Below are 23,414 nucleotides of genomic sequence, written 5' to 3'. Positions count from 1 at the left end.
TCGAGTTATGTCATGGATAATTTATTTATAGAAAGCATACAAAAATCAAATATATTGGAAAATAATAAAAAAGTTACATTAGCTGTCTCTGGAGGGGCAGATTCAATGTATTTGTTTTATAATTTTGTCGAACTAAAAAAAATTCTAAATTTAGATATTTTGGTCTGTCACTTAAATCATGATGTAAGAGATACAGCTACTCGAGATGAAAATTTCGTCAAATCAAAATGTGCAGAATTTGAAATAAAATGTGTTACTAAAACAGAAAATATGAATGAATTTGCTCAAGAAAATAAAATCTCAAAAGAAGAAGCTGGCAGAATCCTAAGATACAGATTTTTTAGGCAATATTCAAAAGATAGAATAATAGTCACAGCACATAATGCAAATGACAGAGCAGAGACACTTTTATTTAGACTCATTAGAGGAACGGGTATTAATGGACTTGTTGGGATAAAAGAGTTGCGTGGCGGTATATATAGACCAATGTTATCTATTTCTAGGGATAATATAGAAAAGTATCTTCGAGATAATAATTTGGAATATATAGAAGATGAAACAAATTATGAAGAGATATATACTCGAAATAAAATTAGGTTGTCGCTTATTCCTGTGTTGGAAAATTACAACCCGAATATAATAAATGCCTTACTGAGACTTTCAGATAATGCAAAAGATGCAATGAATTTTATAGATGATTCTGTAAAATCAAATTTTGATAAAATTATAATTAATGGCGTTATTTGCATAGAAGAATTAAATAAGGTCCACGAATATTTAGCAAAGGAAATAATTAAAAGACTTTTGGAACAAAAATATGGAAAAGGGCAAATTATTTCAAGAGACAATATATTAAAAATCTATGAATTAAAGAACTTTCAAAGCGGTAAAAAAATTGATTTAGGAAATAATATAATTGCCAGAAAATCCTTTGATAAAATTATATTTGAAGAGAAAAAAACATCAACAGAAAAAAGTGAAAAATTCCCACTTGAGATTGGAAACAATAGAAATTCATTTGGCGAATTTAAACTCAAAATCACCGATAAAAAAGCGGATATTCATAGGTTTAATATAATGCTCGACTATGATAAAATTAAAGGAAGTCTAATACTTAGAACAAGAATAAATGGAGATCGTTTCAAACCTCTTGGTATGAAAGGCGAAAAGAAATTAAAGGATTATTTCATAGATAGAAAAGTCGATGTAAATAAAAGAGATAATATTGCTCTTATTTGTGACGAAGAAAAGATCCTTTGGGTTGTCGGAATGGATATTTCTGAAGATGCCAAGATAGACAATTCCACTAAAAAGATATTACATTTGGAGGCAAAAAATGACAGGTATTAAGGAAGTGCTTTTCACTGAAGAAGAACTAGCAGTAAAAGTAGATGAACTTGCTAAAAGAATTACTGAAGATTATAAAGATAAAAATCTTCTGCTTTTGGGTATATTAAAAGGAGCTGTTCCTTTCATGGCAGACCTTATGAGAAAGATAGATTTAGAACTTCAATATGATTTTATGGATGTTTCTAGCTATCAAGGTTCTACATCGTCAGGAGAAGTTAGAATTTTAAAAGATATCTCAGCACCAGTAGAAGGAAAAGACATTTTGATTGTTGAAGATATAATTGACACAGGTATCACATTATCTTATCTAAAAAATCTTCTGCTCCACAGAGGTGCAAATTCTATAGAAATAGTGACTATGCTTTCAAAACCAGATAGAAGACTAAAAGACTTGGATGTAAAATATAATGGTTATGACATTGAAGATAATTTCGTAGTTGGTTACGGAATGGACTTTGATGAGAGATTTAGATCACTACCTTATGTAGCAATTTTAGATGAATCTGTCTACAAATAAATAAAGTTAGGAGAGATAATATTGAGAAAAAAAGCTGGAGGATTTGGTTTTTATATTCTACTAATCCTCTTACTAGTAATGACAATAAGATATTTTAGTCCACCTGTAAATACAGTAGAAGAAAAATCTTTTACTGAATTTGTTCAAGAGCTGGACAAAAATAATATAGTAAAAGTCCACCTTCAAAATGGCAGAGACTCCATTGCAGAAGTGAAACTAAAAGATGGCTCAACATTTAAAACAGTTATACCTCAAGAAGCTGCGGATAGTTTTTATAAAGATTATTTAAAAGATAAGAGTGACAAAGGAGATTTAAATGTAATTTCTTCTCCAACAAAACAAACACCTCTTATTTTAGAATGGTTGCCAACAATTATAATGTTTGCAATTATAATTTTCTTTTGGTACAGAATTATGCAAGCACAAGGCGGAGCCGGAGGTAAGATGAATAGCTTTGGCAAGAGCAAAGCCAAGATGATTAATAAAGAAGATTCCAAAAATTTGGTTAAATTTAAAGATGTTGCAGGACTTCAAGAAGAAAAAGAAGAATTGGCAGAAATCGTAGATTTTCTTAAAAATCCAAAGAAATTTATCGATATGGGTGCAAGAATACCAAAAGGAGTACTTCTGGTAGGGCCTCCAGGGACTGGTAAAACTTACCTCTCAAAGGCAGTGGCTGGTGAAGCAGGAGTTCCATTTTTTACTATGAGTGGATCAGATTTTGTAGAAATGTTTGTTGGTGTAGGTGCATCTAGAGTAAGAGACCTATTTGAAAATGCCAAGAAAAACGCACCTTGTATAATATTTATAGACGAAATAGACGCAGTAGGACGTAGACGTGGTGCAGGCCTAGGTGGCGGGCATGACGAAAGAGAGCAAACACTTAACCAATTATTAGTTGAGATGGACGGCTTTGGCACAAATGAAGGAGTAATAGTAATGGCGGCAACTAATAGGGCCGACATACTTGACCCAGCTATTCTACGCCCAGGCAGATTTGACAGAACTGTCTATGTAGGTAGACCAGATGTAAAAGCAAGAAAAGAAATTTTAAAAATTCATTCCAAAAAGAAAAAGTTGGCAGAAGATGTAGATTTGAGCGTAATCGCAAAGAGAACACCAGGATTTACACCAGCAGATTTAGAGAATTTGATGAATGAAGCAGCTCTACTTGCAGCAAGAAGCTTTAAAGATGCAATAACCATGGAAATAGTAAACGAAGCATCAATAAAAGTACAAGCAGGTCCTGCCAAAAAATCAAAAGTTGTTTCAGAAAAAGAAAGAAAACTCACAGCAGTTCACGAATCGGGCCATGCAGTTGTATCAAAATTACTGCCAGAAGAAGACCCAGTTCATATGATAACAATTATACCAAGAGGAATGGCTGGAGGATTTACTGCATATTTGCCAGAAGATGAAATTTCATTTATGACTAAGAAGAAAATGGAATCCTCAATTATATCATTGCTAGGCGGAAGAGTTGCAGAATCTCTACTTCTTGATGATATTTCCACAGGAGCATCAAATGATATCGAAAGAGCAACTCAAATTGCACGCGATATGGTAATGACATATGGAATGAGCGATAGGCTTGGTACTATTAATTTTGAATCATCAGACAATGAAGTTTTTATAGGAAGAGAACTCGGGAAAACAAAAAATTATTCCGAAAAGACAGCATCAGAAATAGACGAAGAAGTATCTCGAATAATAAACGATGCTTATGCAAAATGTAAAAAACTTCTAAGTGAAAATATCGACAAGTTGATGGCACTCTCTGATGCACTCCTAGAAAAAGAAACAATTTATGCAAAAGATTTTGAAAAAATATTTAATGGTGAAACACTTGAAAAAGAACCATTAGATTCAGACGATAGCATAACTATTAAGGATTTGTCAGATGAAGCCAAAGAAATCATCGGCGAAAAAGATAATAAAAAACCAAAAGACGAAACTCAAGAAGAAGATAACAAATAGAATTTTAAAAACTGTCTCTATAATTTATAATAAAAAAATTATGGAGACAGTTTTTTATTTTTAGAAAATCTATGTGAATTTAGAATTAGAGTAAATGTATAGATAACAGAACCTTAAAAAAGTAAATTTTTATCTTATTTTAATTGGATATTGAATTCATTTCACTTTAAATTGAACTTAATATTTCTTCTGGTATAGGATTATCTTTGCTATATTTAGGATATTCTATATCTCTACAAAGACTATAGATATATTCTTCTAGATTTTCAGACGAGCATAAAGGCATAGTAAAAGAGCGAAATTGTTTTTTGAAGTTATATTCTCCTAACTTATCTAAAAAGTCTCTTTGATTTGGATTGTCAGTAATTGACAAATCTGGATAAATATCAAATATTTTATCAGAATCTGGATTTTCTTCATTTCTAATTACTTCTGCTTTTTGATAAATATCTTTAGCTTCATCTACAACACCAGTTACTTTTTCATACTCAATACCATTTAATATTATCGCAATATTTCTAGTTAGAGCAACTATTTCATATTTTTCCTCGATTTTATCTTCTTCTACTGTTGCAGTTTTTTTGCATTAGTTTTTGAATTGGCAGTATTATTTATTTCAGTATTTTGAGTTGTATTATTTTGTTTATTGCAACCGATTACAAATAATAGCCCAGTTAATAGTATAAATAAAAACATTTTCTTATATCATAGTATACCTTCATGATTTAAATGATATACATTAAAATAAGGAGGTTCTTGTGAAAAACGATTATTATGTATTTTATTAGTATGTTTTATCACATGTGGAATCAATATGTCTGTGTTTGCAAGCAACGAATTTAATTTTATCGCAGATGAGTCTTAGAAAAATGTAAAATCCTATTACGATATTGTTCAATTGGGCTACGATGACGATGCTATTTACTATACTCGTAGTTCGCCATTCTGGAAAATTCAGAGATCTGCGTTTTTTGATCAAACTATTTATAGAACTGAAACGAGAAATGGACGCTTATATACTGGGACATTAAACTTTACAGGAAGAGTTACAGATGAAGGAAATGGTCGCTACAGAGGCGAATACACAGGTACTCTCTATTATTATGGAAGAGCTAAATAATATTTTAAAATAATTAATAAAGAAGATAGTGTCTCCAAAAGTATTTTCTAAGACACTATCTTCTTTATTTTGAATAACAAAACACAAATCCATTTAGTGCATCTACTGAAACTATTTCTTTGTCTTTTGTATAAAAATAATAGACTCCTGGGTCAGTTGCTGCTTTATCGTATTTATCAAGTTTGTTTTCTGGTAGGAAGTTTCCTTTGCTGCCGATTGTTTCTAGAAATTTAGCAGCTACAATGCGAGACTCTCTTTTAGAGAGTTCTACATCTCTAAAGGGATATTCTTCACAAGGTAGATAATAAAATCTATAAAATCTAAGGCTGCCGCTATCTTTATCAAATATAAAATTCATTGATAATTTGTTTGGGTCGTAATTATCTATTGATAGGTTGAAAACTTTTTGTTCAGGCAAATCTTCTACCATTAGTGAGCCATTTTTTAAGTAATTATCTAGGTCTGTTATCTTGCGAATATTTTTGATAGTAGTGAGTTCTTTTTCGTCAGCAGATTCGTCGTATTTGCGTTCTGGATTTTTAGTAAAGCCAGTTTCGATATGGGCTGTCAGAGTTTTTTCATCCCAGTTTAATTTTGTATTTAATGCATTGCATATAAATCTTATAGGTACATATGAGCGGTTATTATTTATAAATGGAGCAGTGTCCATTTTGTGGATAGAGTTGTTAATCTCTGCACTTTCGGAATTTATTTTCATTTTGATATAAGTATTATTTTTAATAATTTCTACTTCTTTATCTCTTTCGTGCCACAGTACTTTTGCACCTGTGTTTTCAGCCACTAATCGAAGTGGTACGTGAATGCGATTATTTTTGACAATAAATTCTTGGTTTTCAAAAACCATATTATTGATCACTAATTTCATTTTATTATTTGCACTGACAGTAGTTATTAACATTAATCCCGCAATAAGGGCTATAAAATATTTTTTCATATTGGCTCCTTGACTTATAATATCTTTTTTATAATAAAGTATTTTAATTCTACCTAATTTTTTTTATAAGAAAAACGACCATTGATAATACTAAAGCGACAATAGCAATTCCAAATATTAATTTGAAAAAAGTATTCCTAAAAGAAGTATTAAACTAAAATTCAATTATATCATTCCATATATTTTATGTAGATTTATGTCGACCTAATTTTTTCTTGTTACCATAATATTCACATTGAAATTTGTCATCAACAATATAATTAATATTAGCTAAATTATACCATAAATATTTTGTAAAAGAAAAAGATGTTATAAGCTATATTTAACTCATAACATCAATTTATATTTTATTTATTATTTAATTTTTGTAATTAAGACGAAATTTTAGATTAAAATTTCGTTAATTTTTTCTTTTAACATTTTTGATTTCATAAACACATTTTCCGCGTCCATGATTTCTCTTACAACGCATATTCCATCTACTTTTGAGCCTTTAAGTATATCTACATTTTCATAGGTGAGTCCGCCTATTGCATATACATCAATATCTACATTATCTTTTATTGCATTTAATGTTTCGACGGATGTTCTTACGGTTTTCACTTTAGTTAGAGTATCAAATATAGCTCCAACTCCTAGGTAAGTGGCACCATCTTTTTGAGCTTTTGTTGCTGTATCAACTCTTTTTGCAGTTGCACCTATTATTGAATTAGGCATTAGTTTTTTAGCATAATTTATGGGTAAATCTTCTGAACCAAGGTGAACACCACATTTTAAAGTCATTGCAATTGTTACTCTATCATCAATTGTAAGTGGTACTTCAAATTTATCGGATAACTCTTTTATCTTAAGACCAAGTTCCAATACCTCTCTATCATTTTTATCTTTTTCGCGAAGTTGTAATAAGTCTATGCCGCCTTTCAAGGCTTCTTCTATTCTTTCAAGAAATTCATCTTCACTATAATTGTCTGAATTAGTTACTAGATATAATTTTTTCATTTATAAATCCTCACTTTTGCATTTTCAAGAATTTCATCATCTTCAATAATTGCCATTTTATCAAATAATTTAGTTCGAAAAGTATAAATTCTTTTATCTGCTATTTTTTCTGCAGAAATTTCTAATATAAGTAGTGCTAAAAGTGCTGCATGCATTGCATTTGTAACAGATAAAAATGCTGCTATCATGGCACTTAATATACATCCCGTTCCAGTGAGTAAGGATAGATACTTAGTTCCATTTGAGATAGTTATAGTATAATCTTTATCAGTAAGTATATCTATTTCACCAGTTATTAGAACACAAGTATTATATTTAATTGACAGGTTTTTAGATATTTCTATGAGATTTTCTAGATTTTCAATATTCGCTTTATCTTCATCACCTGCATCAATTCCATTTGTATGTGACTTTAGTCCGGCTAATTTTTTAATTTCAGATGCATTTCCTTTTATCACTTCAAATTTATTTTCAGATAGAAGTTTTTGACAAGCTTCATAACGATAGCTTGAAATGGCAATTCCAACTAAATCAATAATTTGTGGTATATTTTTTTGAGTTGCAGTTTTAGATGAAATAAATATTGACCTGAGTCTTTCATCTGTTATATTGCCAAGGCTAATGCTTAATGCTTTAGATGCAGATGTTATATCTGCTACTTCTTTAGGGTTTTCGGCACAGATTGCTTTAGCTCCAAGTAAAAGTACAGCATTTACACTATTTTCAATGGCTATTTTGTGGGTGATACAGTGAATTAAATTATCGTTTATGATTTTTCTAATTGCTAAAATTTCTTTTAGATCTTTCATAAATATTTACACCTAATTTTTTTTGAATTTTGTAAAGCGTTCCATTTCTCTGTAAAGTCTTTAAGAAAATAAAGGCTATTGAACCGCCAATGAGTGTAGCTATTAAAAAACTTGGAGTGTAGAAAAAAATTGTAAGACCAGTTTTTCCCATTAAAAGTCTCATTACGGGATATGAAACTATCGAACCAATAATTCCAGTTCCAACAACTTCTCCTATTACTGCCCACAAAATTTTGCCATTAGTTTTTCTATACAAAACGCCAGATAATACTGCACCAAAAACTTGACCTGTAAAGGCAAGTGGTGGTATTCCCATTACAGTCATTCTAATGATAGCTGTTAAAGTTCCGTTTAAAAGGCTATACCATGGTCCTAGAAAAACAGACGAGACCACATTTACAAAGTGCGCCGTTGGGGCAAAACCCTCAAATCTAAGTATCGGCGAAATAACAACACCCAAAGCTACAAACATAGCAAGGGTAACAAGAATAAGTACATTTGAATTTTTTTTCATAAAATCTCCTTTAGGAGCATAAATTTCCTACGCAGGTATTATCCTGACAGGTACAAGGGTCGATTTCTCCTCTCAGCCGTAGCTCCCCAAAAACATTATAGCATAATTTATATATTTGTAAAAATTAGATAAATTGTTATAGATTTATGAAATTATACCAATGGGAATGAAAGTTGTGGGAGTTGTAGTTGTCCTTTTAACTGTAATCTCGACTAAAAAGCTTGCGAACGCATAAAGAGTCTTGTCTGTGGTCGAGAGAATCTGTTGAGGTTAAATAAAAAAAGTATTCAAGCACCTATACCACGAAAAACGATAGCAAAAAGTCGAAAAAGATTTTTAACTGTTAGAGCGATAGCGAGTTTTAAAAATCCGACTTTTTGCGGAGTGAAAGAAAAATTAAAGAGGTAACAAAATATATCGACGAAGGCGTTAGGGCTTGGTTTGGAGCTCGAGAGATAGGAAAGGGTCCTCGCAGCGAACGCGGAACGACCCCATTCCTGCCCTCGAAAGAGAAAAAAACATATTTTTAGTGTAATAATTTTTATTAGAAATTAAAAGAAAAGTATACTGTCTATTCCTACAGAGCTACTCCATTACGGGCAGATACATTCACTCTTCGAGTACACGGCGACTCAAGTAAATTCTTGTTAAGAATTTACTTCCGCTCAGTATGACAATTGAAAAGTTGTCGTGGTCTGTAGGTTTTAATTCTTGATAAGTTTTCTTTTGTATATTCTAATAACGATAGTAAATCTTAAATAAAATCTTACTTAACTGTCATCTCGACCAAGTGAGCGGAGCGAACGCGTGGAGAGATCTGTAAGTGCTTGGGCAGTTTTGTTTTGGTAAAATAAAAAAAGTAGTAATAGGCATAAAAAACATTTCTATTTATTCCTGCAGAACTACCCCTATACGGGTAGATACATTCAATCTTCGAGTCCACTGCGGCTTGCTCGCTCATAGTGAAAAAATACATATGTCTTTTATTGATTTAATTTTAAAAAATGGTTTTTTGCAAAAGTCATGTCTTGGACTACTTCTAGAGTACCTACATAATTTTTATCATCGTCTTTTACTGCTATATAATTAATGTATAGTGTATGCCCTTGTTTTTCTAACCAAACAGGCACATTATCTTTTCTGCCATTTTTCAAATCATCTATAATAGCTTTTACTAGTTTTTGTACTTTTGGTGGGTGACAAGTAAACACGCTTCTATCTATTGCCATTTTTGGTCGTTTCATTATTTTTTCGCCTTCGTTGAAATATTTGTTAATATTATTTGCATCTACAAAGGTTATTTCTAAAGGTATTGTATTTAATAGACAGTCAAGCTCATTTATATTTAAATGACCTCCAGACAATGTTATTTCTCCTTCAAGAAATTGTTCTTTAACGGTAGTATTTTCTCCTTTTTTCCATGTTTTTGGAGCTATTCCAAATACTTTATCATAATCTAGCATATCTTTATATATATTAATCCATTCTTTTTCTGTAAAATTCATAGCACAATTTGGAAATAATATATTTTCTTCTTTATAAATCATCTCTTCAATTCTCTTTAAAACATCTCTATATTTTTGTATGTTTTTTTCATAATTATCTTTATCCGAAAGTAGGGAACTGAAAATTTGCCTAATTTCATCATCTACTGTCCACATTACATTAGATGGACCGGTAATATTATATTTTGAATCCAAATGAGGATAAAGTAAGTCTCCTTTTTTCGCATAATGAATACTTATATCTTTCATATTATATAAAGCATCATAGAAATTTGTTTTAGTGTCGAGTGCATTTTTTAATTTTTTAATTAATTTTCTCAACTCATCATTTTCACGTGCAAATGTGTTTAGGGGATGACCATCAATATTTTTCAATTTTTTTGTTTTTGTAATTTTATCTTCAAATTTTTTGGAATCATATTTATAATTAGATTCTTGAATAGATTTTTCAGCATTTGTGATTTTTTCTTCTAGTGTTGAGCCATGAAATAGAGAGGAGTGTAAATCACATAATTTTTGAAGTTCATTTATAGGTGTACCGTCTTCTATTAATGACTGTTCAGCCTTCATTATTTCACTAGAATCTACATTTTTAAAATTATTCTTAAAGTCTTTTTGCACAATTTCAAGTTCTTCGCCTTCGCCAAGTCTTTTTAGATAATTTTTTAAAATTAAAACTCTATCTACTGAATTTTGTTCTATGATACTCGAATTATTTTCACTAGCAATTTGATAATTTATTATCTCAAAATTATTTTTATTAAATTTTTCTCTAATTTTTTCCATAGAGATATTGTGCATTTTGGCTCCTTGTGGAATTGTCATCACTTTGCCCATTGAGCTTAGTATAGTTTTGTTATTAATTTCTGTGAAACCAAGCTCATCCATTATATGGATGATTTCAGGGTACTGTTTTGTTAAATCGTATAAGTTTTTATTAAAATCAATTTTTTTCATCTTTTACTCCTTTAAAAACTAATTTCTTTGTGAAACCATAATAATATAAAATTAAGTATAATAATGTTGTAAATACAACATTTTAAAATTTATTCAATTTGCATCTAGTTCTTCATTTTGTATGATAGTGAAATGATTCTTTTTAAATTCTATAATTCCTTCATTTTTCATTTTTGATAACTCATTTGACATAGCCGATCTATCAACTGACAAATAATCAGCTAGCTGTTGACGATTATAAATAATAGAAAAACTTAGTGATTTGCTCTTTTTTACACATTCCGAAAAATAAGACAAAAGCCTACCACGAATAGTTTTTGGTCCTGTATGCAAAATTTTGCGAGATAAATTCAAATTTTTAATTGAGGCTATTGTTACTAAATTTGAAATTAATTGTGTGTGAAAATTGCATGCTTTTGGGCAAGTTTTTATAAAGTCTTTAATATTTAAAAATAAGACTTCAGTATCTTCATTAGCCAAAACATTAATCATGAGTGCTTCATTTTCTAGATATGCATATGTTTCTCCAAAAACTTCTCCTGGAAAAATTGCCCCAAGGATAGTGTTATTGCCCCATAAATCTGTACGTTCGATAATAACTTTACCAGTTAGAACTATCCCTAAATAATCAGTTGTATCTCCTTCTTTTAATATATATTCTCCCTTTTTATATTTCTTTTGATAATTATTTATGCATTGCAAGAGTAATTTTATTTCTGTTTTATTTATATTATTGAATATTTTAGTCTTGCTAAGAATTTCTTCCATTATTTCACCTCGTGTTGTTTTAACAACATAATTTATAGTTTAAGGATATTATAATCTGGATATAAATAAAATTCAAGAATAGTTTTATAATTATAATTTTAGGAGGAAAAAATGGATAATAAAATGTTTTGTTTTCAATGTGAACAGACTGCAGGATCAAGAGCTTGTACAGGGAGTGCCGGAGTTTGTGGCAAACCATTTGATGTTTCAAATTTACAAGATGAACTCACAGGAGCTATGATAGGTCTTGCAAGAACATGCTTAAATACGGGTAAACCCACAGATGGTACTTGGAAGATTTTTTTAGAAGGACTTTTCACAACAATAACTAATGTAAATTTCAATGGTGCTACTGTAAAAGAAATGACAGAAAAAGTACATGCTGAAAATAAAAATATTGTGCCAAAATGTAGTGATTGTGGAGAAACTTTTGGTGCATATGAAGATTATGATGTAGCTAAATTGTGGTCGTTAAATGAAGATATAAGAAGTTTAAAATCGCTCATCTTATTCGGTATAAGAGGTATGGCGGCTTATGCTTACCATGCTATGATATTGGGTTATACTGATAATGACATTAATAGATTTTTTGCAAAGGCATTAGTTGCTATTGGTGATGAAGATTTAACTATGGAAGAGCTTTTGCCAATAGTTATGGAAGTAGGAAAAGAAAACTTAGCATGCATGGAACTTTTAGATAAAGCTAATACAGAAACTTTCGGTAACCCAACGCCTGTAGAAGTACCTTTGAAAGTCGAAAAGGGTCCTTTTATAGTAATAACAGGGCATGATTTATATGACCTTTTCCTTCTGCTTGAACAAACAGAAGGAAAAGGAATAAATATATACACTCATGGTGAAATGTTACCATCTCATGGATATCCTGGACTCAAGAAATATTCACATTTGAAAGGGAATTTCGGAACAGCGTGGCAAAATCAACAAAAAGAATTTGACAATATTCCTGCACCTATTCTTTTTACTACAAATTGTCTGATGCCACCAAAAGATAGTTATAAAGATAGAGTATTCACAACTGAAGTAGTTTCTTTTCCCGATTTAGTTCATATAGGTGAAGATAAAGATTTCACACCTGTAATAGAAAAAGCAATTGAGCTTGGCGGATATGATGAGGATAAAGAATTTACAGGAATAAATGGAGGAAAGACTATGACAACTGGATTTGGTCACAACACTGTGATAGGTATAGCAGATAAAGTTGTCGATGCTGTAAAAAAAGGAGATATCAGTCATTTCTTTTTAGTTGGTGGATGCGATGGAGCAAGACCTGGCAGAAATTATTATACAGAATTTGTAGAAAAAGCTCCTAAAGATTCAATTATTTTAACAGTAGCTTGTGGGAAATATCGATTTAACGATTTAGAACTAGGCGACATAAATGGTATACCAAGACTATTAGATGTTGGACAATGTAATGACTCTTTTGGAGCAGTTAAAATTGCACTTGCACTTGCAGATGCTTTTGAATGTTCGGTAAATGAACTTCCGCTCTCAATAGTTTTATCCTGGTATGAACAAAAAGCAGTTTGTGTTTTATTGACATTACTATATTTAGGAATTAAGAATATAAAACTTGGACCAACACTACCGGCATTCGTATCAGAAAATGTATTAAATTATCTCGTAGAAAATTACAATATCGCACCAATAACAACTGCTGAAAATGATTTAGAAGAAATACTTGCTTAATTTAAAAATGAGGACCCCAATATCAATTACAATTTATTGGGGTCTTTTTGTATAATTAAAAACCTTGAAACATTGGGTATATAATAAATTGATTGGAGGCATTATATGAGAATAGCATTAGTACAACCCAAATTAAAAATAGGAGATGTGGACTATAATTTTAAAATTATCGAAAATTATATTACAAAAATTAAATCTAGTGGTGCAGATACAATAGTCTTGCCAGAAATGTGGAATACTTCTTTTTTTCCTAATAATGTATATGAACTAGCTGACAATATGGGTGAAAGAACTGTAAATTTTTTATCTGATTTAGCGAGCTCATCACATATAAACATAATAGGTGGCTCAGTAGCCATAAAAGAAGGGGATAAATTATTGAACCGATCCTATATATTTGGTAGAGATGGCAAATTGCTATCAAAATATGACAAAGTACATCTTTTTTCACCATCAGAAGAGGACAAAATATTTTCAAGGGGTGATAAATTGTCCACATTTGAAATTGACGGAATAAAATGTGGTATATGTATATGTTATGATTTGAGATTTAGTGAATGGATAAGAATGAATGTCCTTACAGGTATTGACATTTTATTTTTACCAGCAGCATGGCCAGATAAACGAATTAATCATTGGGAAATATTAAATAGAGCAAGAGCAATAGAAAATCAAATTTTTGTAGTATCGACAAATAGTGTGGGAGAAACTTCAAGTATGAAATTTGGAGGTCATAGCATGATTGTTGACCCTTGGGGAGAATATATTATAAATGCTAAATGTGAAGTGGGAGTTTTTATCGGTGAAATAAAACTAGATATTATAAAAGAAATACGTGAAAGTATAAATGTTTTTAAAGATAGAAGAGAAGATATTTATAAGTTATAAGAGGTGAAATATGAAATCCATTAGTTTTTTATGTAAAGATGAATTTATAAATTTTTCTTACGATAAAGTATTTATAGTTGGTTATTCTGGACGAGATATAGAAAAAACGAAAGAACATAAAGAACATATAGATGAATTAGAAAGAGAACTGGGAGTTAAACCACCAAGTAAAATTCCAACAATTTTTGAGTGTTCAAAAGAAAATGTAACCCAAGATGAAGACTTAAAATTTGTTGGACAAAAAACTTCTGGTGAAGCCGAGTATGTGATTTTAAAAGATAAAGATGAAATATATATTACAATAGGTTCAGACCATACAGATAGAGCATTGGAGAGTATTTCAATATATAAATCAAAACAAGTAGCTCTAAAACCAATCGGCAAAGAAGTGTGGAAATTTAATGACATAAAAGAACATTTTGATGAAATAAAATTAAATTCAAAACAGGTTATAAATGGAAAAGAAGTAGAATATCAAAAAGGGAAATTGAAAGATAAATTGCCTGTTGAAACTATTATAGAGGAGCTTACAAAAAGAGTGGGCAATATTGATAACGCAATAATTTTTTCAGGAACAGTCCCACTACATGATGGGTTCAAATTTGGAGAAAAATTTCTTGCGGAAATGATTGATGAGAAGCTAAATAGAAAATTAAGATTAGAATATAATATTGAAATAATTAAAGAAGAAGAAAAATAATATAAAATGAGATTTTAGTATAACGAAAACCTATTAAAATGTCATTTTGAATGAGCAAGGCGAGTCGCCGTATACTCGTAAGATGAAAATCCACCTGTGTATGAGTTTTTCTATAAAAATAAATAAAAATCTATAATCTATTATTAAAAGTATTATAAGATTCTATGTCTTATCCGTATAAAAAACCTTGCAGCATAATAGCCACAAGGTTTTTTTATTTTAGTTAGAATTATTAGAATCGTTAGAGTTACTATTTGAAGATTTACTTCTCTTTGAACTTTTATTATTATTATTATTATTATTGTTATTATTCTTATCTTCTTTTTTCTTCTTTTCTACTTTCTTTTCACTACGTCTATACCATCCAAGTTTATTTGTGTAGTGTGGTTCCGTTCCATCGACAAATAGTTCACGTCTGCCATATACATATTTAGTATAAATACCATCTGGCTGTTCAAATTCTTTTTTATCTAAACCTTCATGCACTCCACGCATTATTTGTTTCCACAAATATGCTGCCTGTGAGGAACCAAAGGATAAATTTTCATTTTTATCATTGCCAATCCATACAGAACAAGTGTAATAAGGAGTATAACCAACAAACCATACATTTGTCTTATCTGTAGTAGTACCAGTTTTACCAGCGATATCTTGACCAGAAAAAGCTGCATTTTTACCAGTACCACGTCTTACTACATCTATTAGCATATCTGTAATTATATAAGCATTTTGTTTTGAAGTAATTTCTTTTTCTTCTGGTTTTGCTTCATAAATTATATCCCCAGTATTAGATTCAATTTTTGAAACTACAATAGGATCAGCATATTGACCCATGTTAGATAGTGCAGTATAAGCTCCAGCCATTTCTAAAGGACTAATACCAAAACTCATACCACCTAATGTGAGTGGTGCATAATCCATGTCATTCCATGTTGGATTGTCTTCTTTTGTCACTATTGAAGTAACTCCTATAGATTTCAAAGTTTCAATAATTTTTTCGATTGCAACTTCGTCATTGTAAGCTTTAGTATAAGTTGATCTAGTATTTATCCTAGCATTTTTATCTGCGGAGATATCTCTAGCCACTTGATAAACGCCAACATTTGATGATTGACGAACTAAATTTCTAATAGTAGTCCAACCTTGATAATAGTTTCCAGCATTTCTAGGGGAGTGTCCGAATAATTTTTCAGGCATTTTAGCATCTAAATAGACATCTCCAGCAGTTGCGCCATAATTAAAGGCTGTCAAATATACTGAAATGGGCTTTATACTTGAACCAGGTTGTCTAGGAACAATGGCTCTGTTTAAAAGCTGTCCACCACTTACATTTCTACCTCCAACTAGTGCTTTAACTTCGTGAGTATTTTGGTCAATTATTACAGAAGAAACTTGTGGTTGTATTATACCACTTTTGTCTCTAAAAGTTCCATAATAGTATTTAGGATTAGCTACTGTTTCTTCTAGGTAGCGTTGAACTTTTAAATCCATTGGTATATAAATTTTAAGTCCACCGTTAAATAATTTATTTTTAGCGTCTTCTTCGGAATAGCCGGAGTCGACTAATATTTTTTTAACTTCTTTTTGAACAACATCAGTATAAAAAGATGAGATGCCGCTTTCTTTTCTGCTACCTATATTTATATCAATTGGATCTTGTAGAGCTTCTTCATAATCAGTTTGAGTGATTAGATTTCTCTGGGCCATTTTCTTTAAGACTTTTGCTTGACGTTCTTTAGAAGTTTCATTGAAAACAGCCTTCACAGGTAACACAATATTATTTTTAATTTGAATCATGGTGAAGTTGTCAATTCTACCAAGGTCCAAAAGTTTTTCGGCTACATCTATTATAAAATCAGAATTTTCTTCTGATTCGGCATTTTTAGGTAGCATTACAAATTCTATCTGTGATAAATCGTCATCTTCTGTGATTTCCATTGTATTATATGGAGTATATTTTTCCGGCAAATTAGTTACACCTGCAAGTAGTGCACACTCTGCCAGAGTTAGTTCAGAAACATCTTTGTCAAAAAAAGTTTTAGCAGCAGCTTGTACGCCTACTGTTCCTTTAGAGAAACTAGCGGAATTTAAATAAGCTTCCAATATCTGCTGTTTAGTCAAATCGCTTTCGATTTGATAAGCATAGTAGACGTCAGTAACTTTTCTGATAACAGATTTAGTCGAAGAAGTGTATAAGTTTTTTGCTAGTTGCATAGTTATAGTAGAAGCTCCTTGAGCAAAGGAACGAGTTTTTATGTCGTAAATTAGTGCGCCTGCAACTCTTCTAAAATCAACACCATTATGTTCGAAAAATCTTTCATCTTCAATAGCTACAATTGCATTGACTAGATTTTCTGGGATATCCTCATAAGGAACAAATTCGCTGAACTGGTCAGATACTAATGTCTCAATTAAAGTCCCGTCATCAGTATAAATTTTCGAAGTTTCTGCCATTTGAGATCTATATTCTTTAGGATCTATTTCTGGAGCTTTTTTGAAAACACCCAATACAAGAGAAGTAACCACAGTGCCCAGTACTATGATAAATGCAACAACTATGAGTATCAAGATTTTCAAAATACTTGAAAATTTAATCATTCCACGAGGTTTTTTATTTTTAGAGTTTTTCATATATAACCTCCCTATTCAAACATTATAACATTATTTTTTATTTTTAACTATAAAAAGTAAATTGTAATTAAAAAATTCCCTTGAAATAAGGGAATTCTTTAAGATTTTCTATTATTAATTATTTATCTTCTATTCAAAGCTTTATTTATTCTTGGAGCAATAATTGCCGCCACAGCTGCTTTTATCATATCTGGTATTAAAAATGGAATCATTGCAAGACTCATAATTTTAGATAAGTCCATTGGATTACCCATGACATTTTTCATAATAATATGAAAATATGGAAGTCCAATTGCATAAAATAAAACCTCTGCCAACACTAAAACAATCATGATTTTAACGGAGCTAGTTTCTTTTCTTGTAAGTTTAGATATCATAAATGCACCTATAACAAAAGAAATCAGAAAACCAAAAGTTGGGGAGAATACAGATTGAAATCCTCCAGTAAATCCTGCAAAAATTGGCAGACCAATAAGTCCAAGCAAAACATAAACTAAAACAGTTAAAAATGCTTGCCATGGAGTAAGTAAAAGTCCAGTCATAAATACAAAAAAGTTTTGTAAAGTAAAAGGCACAGGTCCCAATGGGATGGAAATAAATGCCCCAACAGCTATTAGAGCAACTAGAAGTGCCATTTTAGTCAAATCTTTAGTTTTTATTTTCATAATAACCTCCGAAAAATATATTACAATATGTTTACCGATATGTCAATGGGGTTGACAACAATTATTGTATGTTAAAATAGTATGTCAAAATTGTTTATATTCAGATAAATAGGTTAATAAATACTTAAAAGAAGAAGTTTTCAATTTAGGAATTTAAATATTAAATTCAATTTGTATTTGAATATTGAAAACTAAACACTTAACATATATAATTAAATCAATTTGTTAAATAAGGGTGAAAAAATGTTATTAGTAATAGATGTGGGTAACACTAACATCACATGGGGAGTTTACAAGGGTGATGAACTTGTAAATGACTTTAGAACTTCGACAGTAAAAACAAGAACTTCAGACGAATATGGACTTATTTTTATGAATACTTTGACTCATGCAAATATTGATCCTCAGGATATTGACAATGTAATTATTTCATCAGTTGTGCCTAACTTGATGTATACTTTGCCATCAATGATTATTAAGTATTTCAAAAAAAGACCTATAATAGTAGATAATTCTCTAGAACTTGGAATGAATATTAAATACGACAATCCAAAAGAAGTGGGAGCAGATAGAATTGTAAATGCAGTTGGTGCACTTAAATCATATGGACCACAGTCAATAATTATTGATATAGGTACAGCTATGACATTCTGTATAATAGATAAAGATAAAAATTATTTAGGTGGTTTAATTATGCCAGGTATCAGAATTTCAGCTGAAGCTTTATTTATGATGACATCAAAATTGCCAAAAATAGAAATAATCGCACCTGAAAAAGTTATTCAATCAAATACAGTTGGTGCAATGCAATCTGGATTATATTATGGTTTTCAAACTATGATAGATGGTATAATAGAAAAATTATTAAAAGAACTAGGTTGGGAAGCTGACGAAACATACTTAATTTCTACGGGTGGATTTTCTACAATGCTTACAAGTGAGTCTAAATACAATATAATTATAAATAAATATTTGACTCTTGAAGGTTTAAAAGAAATTTATAATATGAATAGTGAAATTTTTTAAAAAGAGAGTGATAAATTGCTAAAGGTATTAGCACCCATGGCGGGTTTTACAGATATGGCTTTTAGGGAGATTTGTCTAGAGTTTGGTGCAGATAACACAGTAACAGAGATGGTGTCTGCCCAAGCTCTTGTTTTTGGTGATAAGAAAACTAAAAAACTTTTAGAAACATCTCCAAAAGAGAAGAATGTATCAGTTCAAATATTTGGTCACGACCCATCTATTATGGGTGAAGCGGCAGAAATTTTAAATAAATATGAATTCGCTTCTATAGATATTAATATGGGTTGCCCGGCACCTAAAATTGTAAAAAGCTTTAATGGTTCATATCTATTGCAAGAGCCAAGTCTTGTATATAATATAGTAAAAGAAGTAGTATCATCTTCTGATATACCTGTTACTTGTAAAGTTAGAAAGTCCTTTAATGGAATTGACGCAATAAAGTCTATAAAGAATATTCAAAAAGCAGGTGCAACAAGAATTACAGTTCATGGCAGAAGTAGGGAAGAATTTTACTCTGGAAATGCTGACTGGGATTATATAAAAAATGTAAAAAGAATTTTAGACATTCCAGTAATCGGGAATGGAGATTTATTCACTCCAGAAGATGCACTAATGAAAATAAAATATTCAGGTGTTGATGGGATAGCCATTGGCAGGGGTAGTGTAGGTAATCCATTTATATTTAATCAGATAGAAGAACTGTTGGAACATGGAGATTATTTCAGACCAAGCAAAGAAGAAAAATTAAATGTTTTAAAAGATCATCTATTACGTGAAATTAAATACAAAGGTGAGCGACTAGGAATTTTAGAGATGCGAAAAGTTTATTCTCATTATTTTAAAGGTATGGAAAACTCTAAAGAAGTAAGAAATCATTTAAATCAGTTAAGTGACAAAAATGAAATTATCAAACTTATAGATTATTATTTAGATAATTTTTAAAATTAAATATAAAGAAATGGGAGTTTTAAGCTTTTTCTTGACAATTTTGCTTATATTTATTATAATGGGTAGGATTTAAAAGAATAGTTTGGTAGAAATTTTAAACTGAATAATTAGGACAATATATTTTGTCAATAATTAGAGGCGTTTATCGCCTTATTTTTTATATATGAGGAGAGAGTATTTTGGGAAAAGAAGTATTTTTTACGCCTGAAGGCCTAGAAAAAATTGAAAATGAAATTGAATATTTGAAAACAGTGAGAAGAAAAGAAGTTTCTGAGAGAATAAAAGTAGCTCTAGGATATGGAGATTTATCAGAAAACTCTGAATATGACGAAGCAAAAAACGAACAAGCTCAAGTTGAAGAACGCATAGCTAAGCTTGAACTTATGGTGCGTAATGCTAAAATAATAGATGAGAGTGACTTAAACACTGATGTGGTCAATATTGGATCAACAGTGAAAGTAAAAGAAATGGAATCTGGAGACGAAGATGAATATACTATCGTTGGTTCTGCAGAAGCTGATCCACTTGAAGGTAAGATTTCAAATGAATCACCTGTAGGACAAGCTTTAATCGGAAAAATTATTGGCGATATTGTAGAAGTCGAAGTGCCAGATGGATTAATTAAGTACGAAATTTGTGCAATAACACTATAGGAGGTAGCTGTGAAGAAAACAAATGAGCAAAAACAAAATGAAATGCTCCTTTTGAGAAGAAAATCATTAGAAGAATTGAGACAAGCGGGTAAAGACCCTTTTGTTCATGAAAAATACGATGTCGATGCTTATTCAGTTGAAATCAAAGAAGCTTTTGATGAAAACGAGGAAAGACAAGTAAAAATTGCTGGTCGTGTAATGAGCAAAAGACGCCACGGCAAAATATGTTTTCTTGACATAAGAGATTCAAAAGGCACTATTCAAGTATTTGCCAGAAAAGATGTGTTGGGTGAAGAAATATATGAAGATGTCAAAGGACTTGATATTGGAGATATAGTTGGAGTAGATGGAGTAGTATTTAAAACAGAAGCGGGCGAAATTACAGTTCGTGCAACTGATTTAGTATTATTATCAAAATCACTTCAAATTCTCCCAGAAAAATTTCATGGATTAAAAGATCCAGACTTGAGATATAGACAAAGATATGTAGATTTAATAGTAAATCCCGAAGTAAAAGATGTATTCTTAAAAAGAACTCAAATAATCAAAAAAATTAGAGAGTTTTTAGACAATTTAGGTTTCTTAGAAGTAGATACACCAATACTTGGAACAGTAGCTGGTGGAGCAAACGCAAGGCCATTCTACACACATCACAATACATTAGATATGGATATGCAAATGAGAATAGCCAATGAATTATTCTTAAAAAGACTTATAGTTGGAGGATTCGAAAAAGTTTATGAAATGGGTAAAATGTTTAGAAATGAAGGCATGGACCCTAAACATAATCCTGAATTTACAAATATAGAACTTTATCAAGCATATGTAGACTACGAAGAAATGATGAGGATAACAGAAAACCTATTTGAATTCGTAGCTAAAGAAGTATTAGGCTCTGAAGTAATTAACTATCAAGGAACAGAAATATCATTAAAAGCTCCTTGGAAAAGAATTACTATGATTGATGCAGTAAAAGAATATGCAGGAGTAGATTTTAACACAATAACTAATGACGAAGAAGCACGTCAAGCAGCAAAAGAAAAAGGACTTAATTTAGACGAAACATTTACTTGGGGAAAAGTTTTAGCAGAAATGTTTGAAGAGTTTTGTGAAGACAAATTAGTCGAACCAACTTTTGTAATAGGACATCCTGTAGAAGTATCACCACTTGCTAAGAGAAACCCAAAGGATAGAAGACTTACACAGAGATTTGAAGCTTTCATAAACACTTGGGAACTTGCAAATGCATTTTCAGAGCTAAATGACCCAATAGACCAAAAAGAAAGATTTGAACAACAAGTAGCAGACAAATTAGCAGGCGATGATGAAGCACATCCTATGGATTATGACTATATAAATGCAGTAGAAGTAGGGCTACCACCAACTGGCGGACTGGGAATTGGTGTCGACAGAATGATTATGCTTCTAACTGATCAACCAAGTATTAGAGATGTGTTATTGTTCCCAACAATGAAGCCAATAGGCTTAGAAAAGGCAGAAAATGGGGGTTTGTCAAAAGAAACTTACGAAACTTACGACAAACTTACGACAGAAGAAATTGACCTTTCAAAAGTGAAAGTTGAACCATTATTTGAAGATATGGTAGACTTTGAAACTTTCTCAAAATCTGATTTTAGAGTTGTAAAGGTTAAAAACTGCGAAGAAGTTCCTAAGTCAAAAAAACTTTTGAAATTTACATTAGATGATGGTTCTGAAAAAGAAAGAGTTATTTTATCTGGTATTAAGGAATATTACAGCGCAGAGAGCTTAATTGGAAAGACACTACTTGCAATTTGTAATCTTCCTCCTCGTAAGATGATGGGAATCGACTCAGAAGGTATGATTATATCTGCAATTTGTGAGTATGACGGTGAAGAAAAACTTAACTTAATAATGCTGGATGATAATATTCCAGCAGGATCAAAATTATATTAAAGGACACGCTAATTATGAAACTGGGGTTTGTTATGAATCCCAGTTTAATTTTTAGGAGTATGTATGAGATGGATAATTAGAATAATTTTATTACCGATAAGATTAGTGTTGAGTTTGCTCATAGCTTTTTTAACCTTCATATTAAGTTTGAGTACTGCGTTGTTAAGCGTAGTTTCTACTTTGATTTTTATAATTGGAATAGCTAGCATTTTTCAAGGAGACAAGCAAATTGTAATTGAAGCACTAATATTAGCATTTTTATTTAGTCCATTTGGATTACCTAAATTAGGTATATATGTTATTGGATTATTAGAATTATTAAACTATACAATAAAATCAATTTGAAGAAAAATAAATATAAGACAACCGTAGACGATAGAAAGCAATAATTCTGTCGTCTTTTTTTATTTTAAAGAGAGGAGGTAGGAATGAATTTTGATTATTTTTATAATAGGCAATCTGAAATGTATAACTTTATTAGGTTACCTATGGTATTAATGGAAGATGAGATTTTTGAGAGCATTTCTATTGAAGCTAAAGTTTTGTATTCATATATGCTTAATCGAATGGGTCTTTCATATAAAAATGGCTGGATAGATGAAGATGAAAAAGTCTTTATTTACTACACAATTGAAAGTATAAAAGAGCAATTTAATTGTGCGAGTGAAAAAGCAAATAAATTAATAGCTGAACTTGATATTAAATCAGGAATAGGACTGATTGAAAAGAAAAGACAAGGACTTGGAAAGCCTAACAGAATTTATGTTAAAGACTTTATGAGCATATT

Annotated in this window: 22 protein-coding genes; 13 read left to right on the top strand and 9 right to left on the bottom strand. The window is 30.7% G+C overall.

What is annotated here, in order from left to right; all coding sequences use genetic code 11:
• Positions 1–12 precede the first annotated feature (12 nt).
• From tilS to ftsH, 3 genes are read left to right on the top strand one after another with little or no spacing between them, the layout of a single operon-like run.
• Entirely contained in the window at positions 13–1,350 is a 1,338-nt protein-coding gene (gene tilS, locus ABID14_RS02105; protein ID WP_354366806.1) for a tRNA lysidine(34) synthetase TilS, read from the top strand.
• Positions 1,337–1,867, top strand: a complete 531-nt coding sequence (hpt, locus tag ABID14_RS02100; RefSeq protein ID WP_354366805.1) for a hypoxanthine phosphoribosyltransferase — start codon at positions 1,337–1,339, stop codon at positions 1,865–1,867. Before tilS ends, hpt begins: the two co-directional genes overlap by 14 nt.
• A 21-nt stretch (positions 1,868–1,888) precedes the next feature.
• Entirely contained in the window at positions 1,889–3,844 is a 1,956-nt protein-coding gene (ftsH, locus tag ABID14_RS02095) for an ATP-dependent zinc metalloprotease FtsH (RefSeq protein ID WP_354366804.1), read from the top strand.
• A gap of 166 nt (positions 3,845–4,010) precedes the next feature.
• On the opposite strand, the gene ABID14_RS02090 is transcribed toward ftsH, so the two are convergent.
• Entirely contained in the window at positions 4,011–4,217 is a 207-nt protein-coding gene (locus ABID14_RS02090; RefSeq protein ID WP_354366803.1) for a hypothetical protein, read from the bottom strand.
• Positions 4,218–4,742: 525 nt separating this feature from the next.
• Between ABID14_RS02090 and ABID14_RS02085 the strand changes: the two genes are divergently transcribed.
• Positions 4,743–4,964 (top strand): hypothetical protein, encoded by a 222-nt coding sequence (locus tag ABID14_RS02085; RefSeq protein WP_354366802.1) that lies wholly within the window; start codon positions 4,743–4,745, stop codon positions 4,962–4,964.
• A gap of 64 nt (positions 4,965–5,028) precedes the next feature.
• Here the strand turns inward: ABID14_RS02085 and ABID14_RS02080 are convergent, their stop codons facing one another.
• The 6 genes from ABID14_RS02080 to ABID14_RS02055 all read right to left on the bottom strand — a co-directional run bounded on the left by ABID14_RS02080 (position 5,029) and on the right by ABID14_RS02055 (position 11,471).
• Positions 5,029–5,919, bottom strand: coding sequence for a copper amine oxidase N-terminal domain-containing protein (locus tag ABID14_RS02080; RefSeq protein WP_354366801.1), 891 nt, complete (start codon positions 5,917–5,919; stop codon positions 5,029–5,031).
• Positions 5,920–6,303: 384 nt separating this feature from the next.
• Positions 6,304–6,918 carry a thiamine phosphate synthase gene (thiE, locus tag ABID14_RS02075; RefSeq protein WP_354366800.1) on the bottom strand — a complete coding sequence of 205 codons (615 nt, stop codon included), beginning with the start codon at positions 6,916–6,918 and terminating at the stop codon, positions 6,304–6,306.
• Positions 6,915–7,727: a hydroxyethylthiazole kinase gene (gene thiM / locus ABID14_RS02070; RefSeq protein ID WP_354366799.1), complete on the bottom strand. Its 813-nt coding sequence runs from the start codon at positions 7,725–7,727 to the stop codon at positions 6,915–6,917. The genes thiE and thiM overlap by 4 nt, the downstream gene beginning before the upstream one ends.
• Positions 7,696–8,241 carry an energy coupling factor transporter S component ThiW gene (gene thiW / locus ABID14_RS02065; protein WP_354366798.1) on the bottom strand — a complete coding sequence of 182 codons (546 nt, stop codon included), beginning with the start codon at positions 8,239–8,241 and terminating at the stop codon, positions 7,696–7,698. The genes thiM and thiW overlap by 32 nt, the downstream gene beginning before the upstream one ends.
• A 983-nt stretch (positions 8,242–9,224) precedes the next feature.
• Entirely contained in the window at positions 9,225–10,703 is a 1,479-nt protein-coding gene (locus ABID14_RS02060) for a DUF438 domain-containing protein (protein ID WP_354366797.1), read from the bottom strand.
• A 93-nt stretch (positions 10,704–10,796) separates the two neighbouring features.
• Positions 10,797–11,471: a Crp/Fnr family transcriptional regulator gene (locus tag ABID14_RS02055; protein ID WP_354366796.1), complete on the bottom strand. Its 675-nt coding sequence runs from the start codon at positions 11,469–11,471 to the stop codon at positions 10,797–10,799.
• Positions 11,472–11,582: 111 nt separating this feature from the next.
• Here ABID14_RS02055 and hcp point away from each other — a divergent pair, with 111 nt between their 5' ends.
• The 3 genes from hcp (at position 11,583) to ABID14_RS02040 (ending at position 14,769) form a co-directional block, all read left to right on the top strand.
• A complete protein-coding gene (gene hcp / locus ABID14_RS02050; protein ID WP_354366795.1) occupies positions 11,583–13,181 on the top strand; it encodes a hydroxylamine reductase in 1,599 nt (532 codons plus the stop codon).
• 105 nt (positions 13,182–13,286) lie between these two features.
• Positions 13,287–14,069 carry a carbon-nitrogen family hydrolase gene (locus ABID14_RS02045; RefSeq protein ID WP_354366794.1) on the top strand — a complete coding sequence of 261 codons (783 nt, stop codon included), beginning with the start codon at positions 13,287–13,289 and terminating at the stop codon, positions 14,067–14,069.
• 10 nt (positions 14,070–14,079) lie between these two features.
• The gene (locus tag ABID14_RS02040; protein ID WP_354366793.1) at positions 14,080–14,769 is read left to right on the top strand and encodes a DUF2848 family protein; all 690 of its coding nucleotides are present in this window, start codon (positions 14,080–14,082) and stop codon (positions 14,767–14,769) included.
• A 219-nt stretch (positions 14,770–14,988) separates the two neighbouring features.
• Here the strand turns inward: ABID14_RS02040 and ABID14_RS02035 are convergent, their stop codons facing one another.
• Both ABID14_RS02035 and ABID14_RS02030 read right to left on the bottom strand, forming a co-directional pair.
• Positions 14,989–17,400 (bottom strand): transglycosylase domain-containing protein, encoded by a 2,412-nt coding sequence (locus tag ABID14_RS02035; RefSeq protein ID WP_354366792.1) that lies wholly within the window; start codon positions 17,398–17,400, stop codon positions 14,989–14,991.
• A gap of 122 nt (positions 17,401–17,522) precedes the next feature.
• The gene (locus ABID14_RS02030) at positions 17,523–18,065 is read right to left on the bottom strand and encodes a biotin transporter BioY (RefSeq protein WP_354366791.1); all 543 of its coding nucleotides are present in this window, start codon (positions 18,063–18,065) and stop codon (positions 17,523–17,525) included.
• Positions 18,066–18,308: 243 nt separating this feature from the next.
• On the opposite strand from ABID14_RS02030, the gene ABID14_RS02025 reads away from it, so the two are divergent.
• The 6 genes from ABID14_RS02025 to ABID14_RS02000 all read left to right on the top strand — a co-directional run.
• On the top strand, positions 18,309–19,091 hold the full coding sequence (locus ABID14_RS02025; protein ID WP_354366790.1) for a type III pantothenate kinase: 783 nt from the start codon (positions 18,309–18,311) through the stop codon (positions 19,089–19,091).
• Positions 19,092–19,127: 36 nt separating this feature from the next.
• The gene (gene dusB / locus ABID14_RS02020; RefSeq protein ID WP_354366789.1) at positions 19,128–20,033 is read left to right on the top strand and encodes a tRNA dihydrouridine synthase DusB; all 906 of its coding nucleotides are present in this window, start codon (positions 19,128–19,130) and stop codon (positions 20,031–20,033) included.
• 185 nt (positions 20,034–20,218) lie between these two features.
• Positions 20,219–20,692, top strand: a complete 474-nt coding sequence (gene greA / locus ABID14_RS02015) for a transcription elongation factor GreA (RefSeq protein WP_354366788.1) — start codon at positions 20,219–20,221, stop codon at positions 20,690–20,692.
• Between the two features lie 42 nt (positions 20,693–20,734).
• Positions 20,735–22,627: a lysine--tRNA ligase gene (gene lysS / locus ABID14_RS02010; RefSeq protein WP_435529941.1), complete on the top strand. Its 1,893-nt coding sequence runs from the start codon at positions 20,735–20,737 to the stop codon at positions 22,625–22,627.
• A gap of 63 nt (positions 22,628–22,690) precedes the next feature.
• Complete coding sequence (locus tag ABID14_RS02005) at positions 22,691–22,972, top strand: CD1845 family protein (RefSeq protein WP_001267200.1); 282 nt, start codon at positions 22,691–22,693, stop codon at positions 22,970–22,972.
• Positions 22,973–23,055: 83 nt separating this feature from the next.
• On the top strand, positions 23,056–23,414 hold a 359-nt coding region (locus ABID14_RS02000; RefSeq protein WP_354366786.1), incomplete at its 3' end, for a replication initiator protein A.

The organism is Peptoniphilus olsenii (assembly GCF_040545475.1).
Classification (GTDB): domain Bacteria; phylum Bacillota; class Clostridia; order Tissierellales; family Peptoniphilaceae; genus Peptoniphilus_A; species Peptoniphilus_A olsenii.
Note: the sequence above shows the minus strand (reverse complement) of the source record. Positions and strands in the feature narration are given on the sequence as shown.

Excerpts from the sequence above, each read along its gene's own strand:
- ABID14_RS02005 (WP_001267200.1), top strand. The coding sequence starts at position 22,691 with ATGAGATGGATAATTAGAATAATTTTATTACCGATAAGATTAGTGTTG.
- thiM (WP_354366799.1), bottom strand. The coding sequence starts at position 7,727 with ATGAAAGATCTAAAAGAAATTTTAGCAATTAGAAAAATCATAAACGAT.
- dusB (WP_354366789.1), top strand. The coding sequence starts at position 19,128 with ATGGCGGGTTTTACAGATATGGCTTTTAGGGAGATTTGTCTAGAGTTT.
- ABID14_RS02055 (WP_354366796.1), bottom strand. The coding sequence starts at position 11,471 with ATGGAAGAAATTCTTAGCAAGACTAAAATATTCAATAATATAAATAAA.
- lysS (WP_435529941.1), top strand. The coding sequence starts at position 20,735 with ATGCTCCTTTTGAGAAGAAAATCATTAGAAGAATTGAGACAAGCGGGT.
- ABID14_RS02080 (WP_354366801.1), bottom strand. The coding sequence starts at position 5,919 with ATGAAAAAATATTTTATAGCCCTTATTGCGGGATTAATGTTAATAACT.
- ABID14_RS02030 (WP_354366791.1), bottom strand. The coding sequence starts at position 18,065 with ATGAAAATAAAAACTAAAGATTTGACTAAAATGGCACTTCTAGTTGCT.
- ABID14_RS02035 (WP_354366792.1), bottom strand. The coding sequence starts at position 17,400 with ATGAAAAACTCTAAAAATAAAAAACCTCGTGGAATGATTAAATTTTCA.
- ABID14_RS02060 (WP_354366797.1), bottom strand. The coding sequence starts at position 10,703 with ATGAAAAAAATTGATTTTAATAAAAACTTATACGATTTAACAAAACAG.
- thiW (WP_354366798.1), bottom strand. The coding sequence starts at position 8,241 with ATGAAAAAAAATTCAAATGTACTTATTCTTGTTACCCTTGCTATGTTT.
- ABID14_RS02025 (WP_354366790.1), top strand. The coding sequence starts at position 18,309 with ATGTTATTAGTAATAGATGTGGGTAACACTAACATCACATGGGGAGTT.
- hcp (WP_354366795.1), top strand. The coding sequence starts at position 11,583 with ATGGATAATAAAATGTTTTGTTTTCAATGTGAACAGACTGCAGGATCA.
- thiE (WP_354366800.1), bottom strand. The coding sequence starts at position 6,918 with ATGAAAAAATTATATCTAGTAACTAATTCAGACAATTATAGTGAAGAT.
- ABID14_RS02045 (WP_354366794.1), top strand. The coding sequence starts at position 13,287 with ATGAGAATAGCATTAGTACAACCCAAATTAAAAATAGGAGATGTGGAC.
- ABID14_RS02040 (WP_354366793.1), top strand. The coding sequence starts at position 14,080 with ATGAAATCCATTAGTTTTTTATGTAAAGATGAATTTATAAATTTTTCT.
- tilS (WP_354366806.1), top strand. The coding sequence starts at position 13 with ATGGATAATTTATTTATAGAAAGCATACAAAAATCAAATATATTGGAA.
- hpt (WP_354366805.1), top strand. The coding sequence starts at position 1,337 with ATGACAGGTATTAAGGAAGTGCTTTTCACTGAAGAAGAACTAGCAGTA.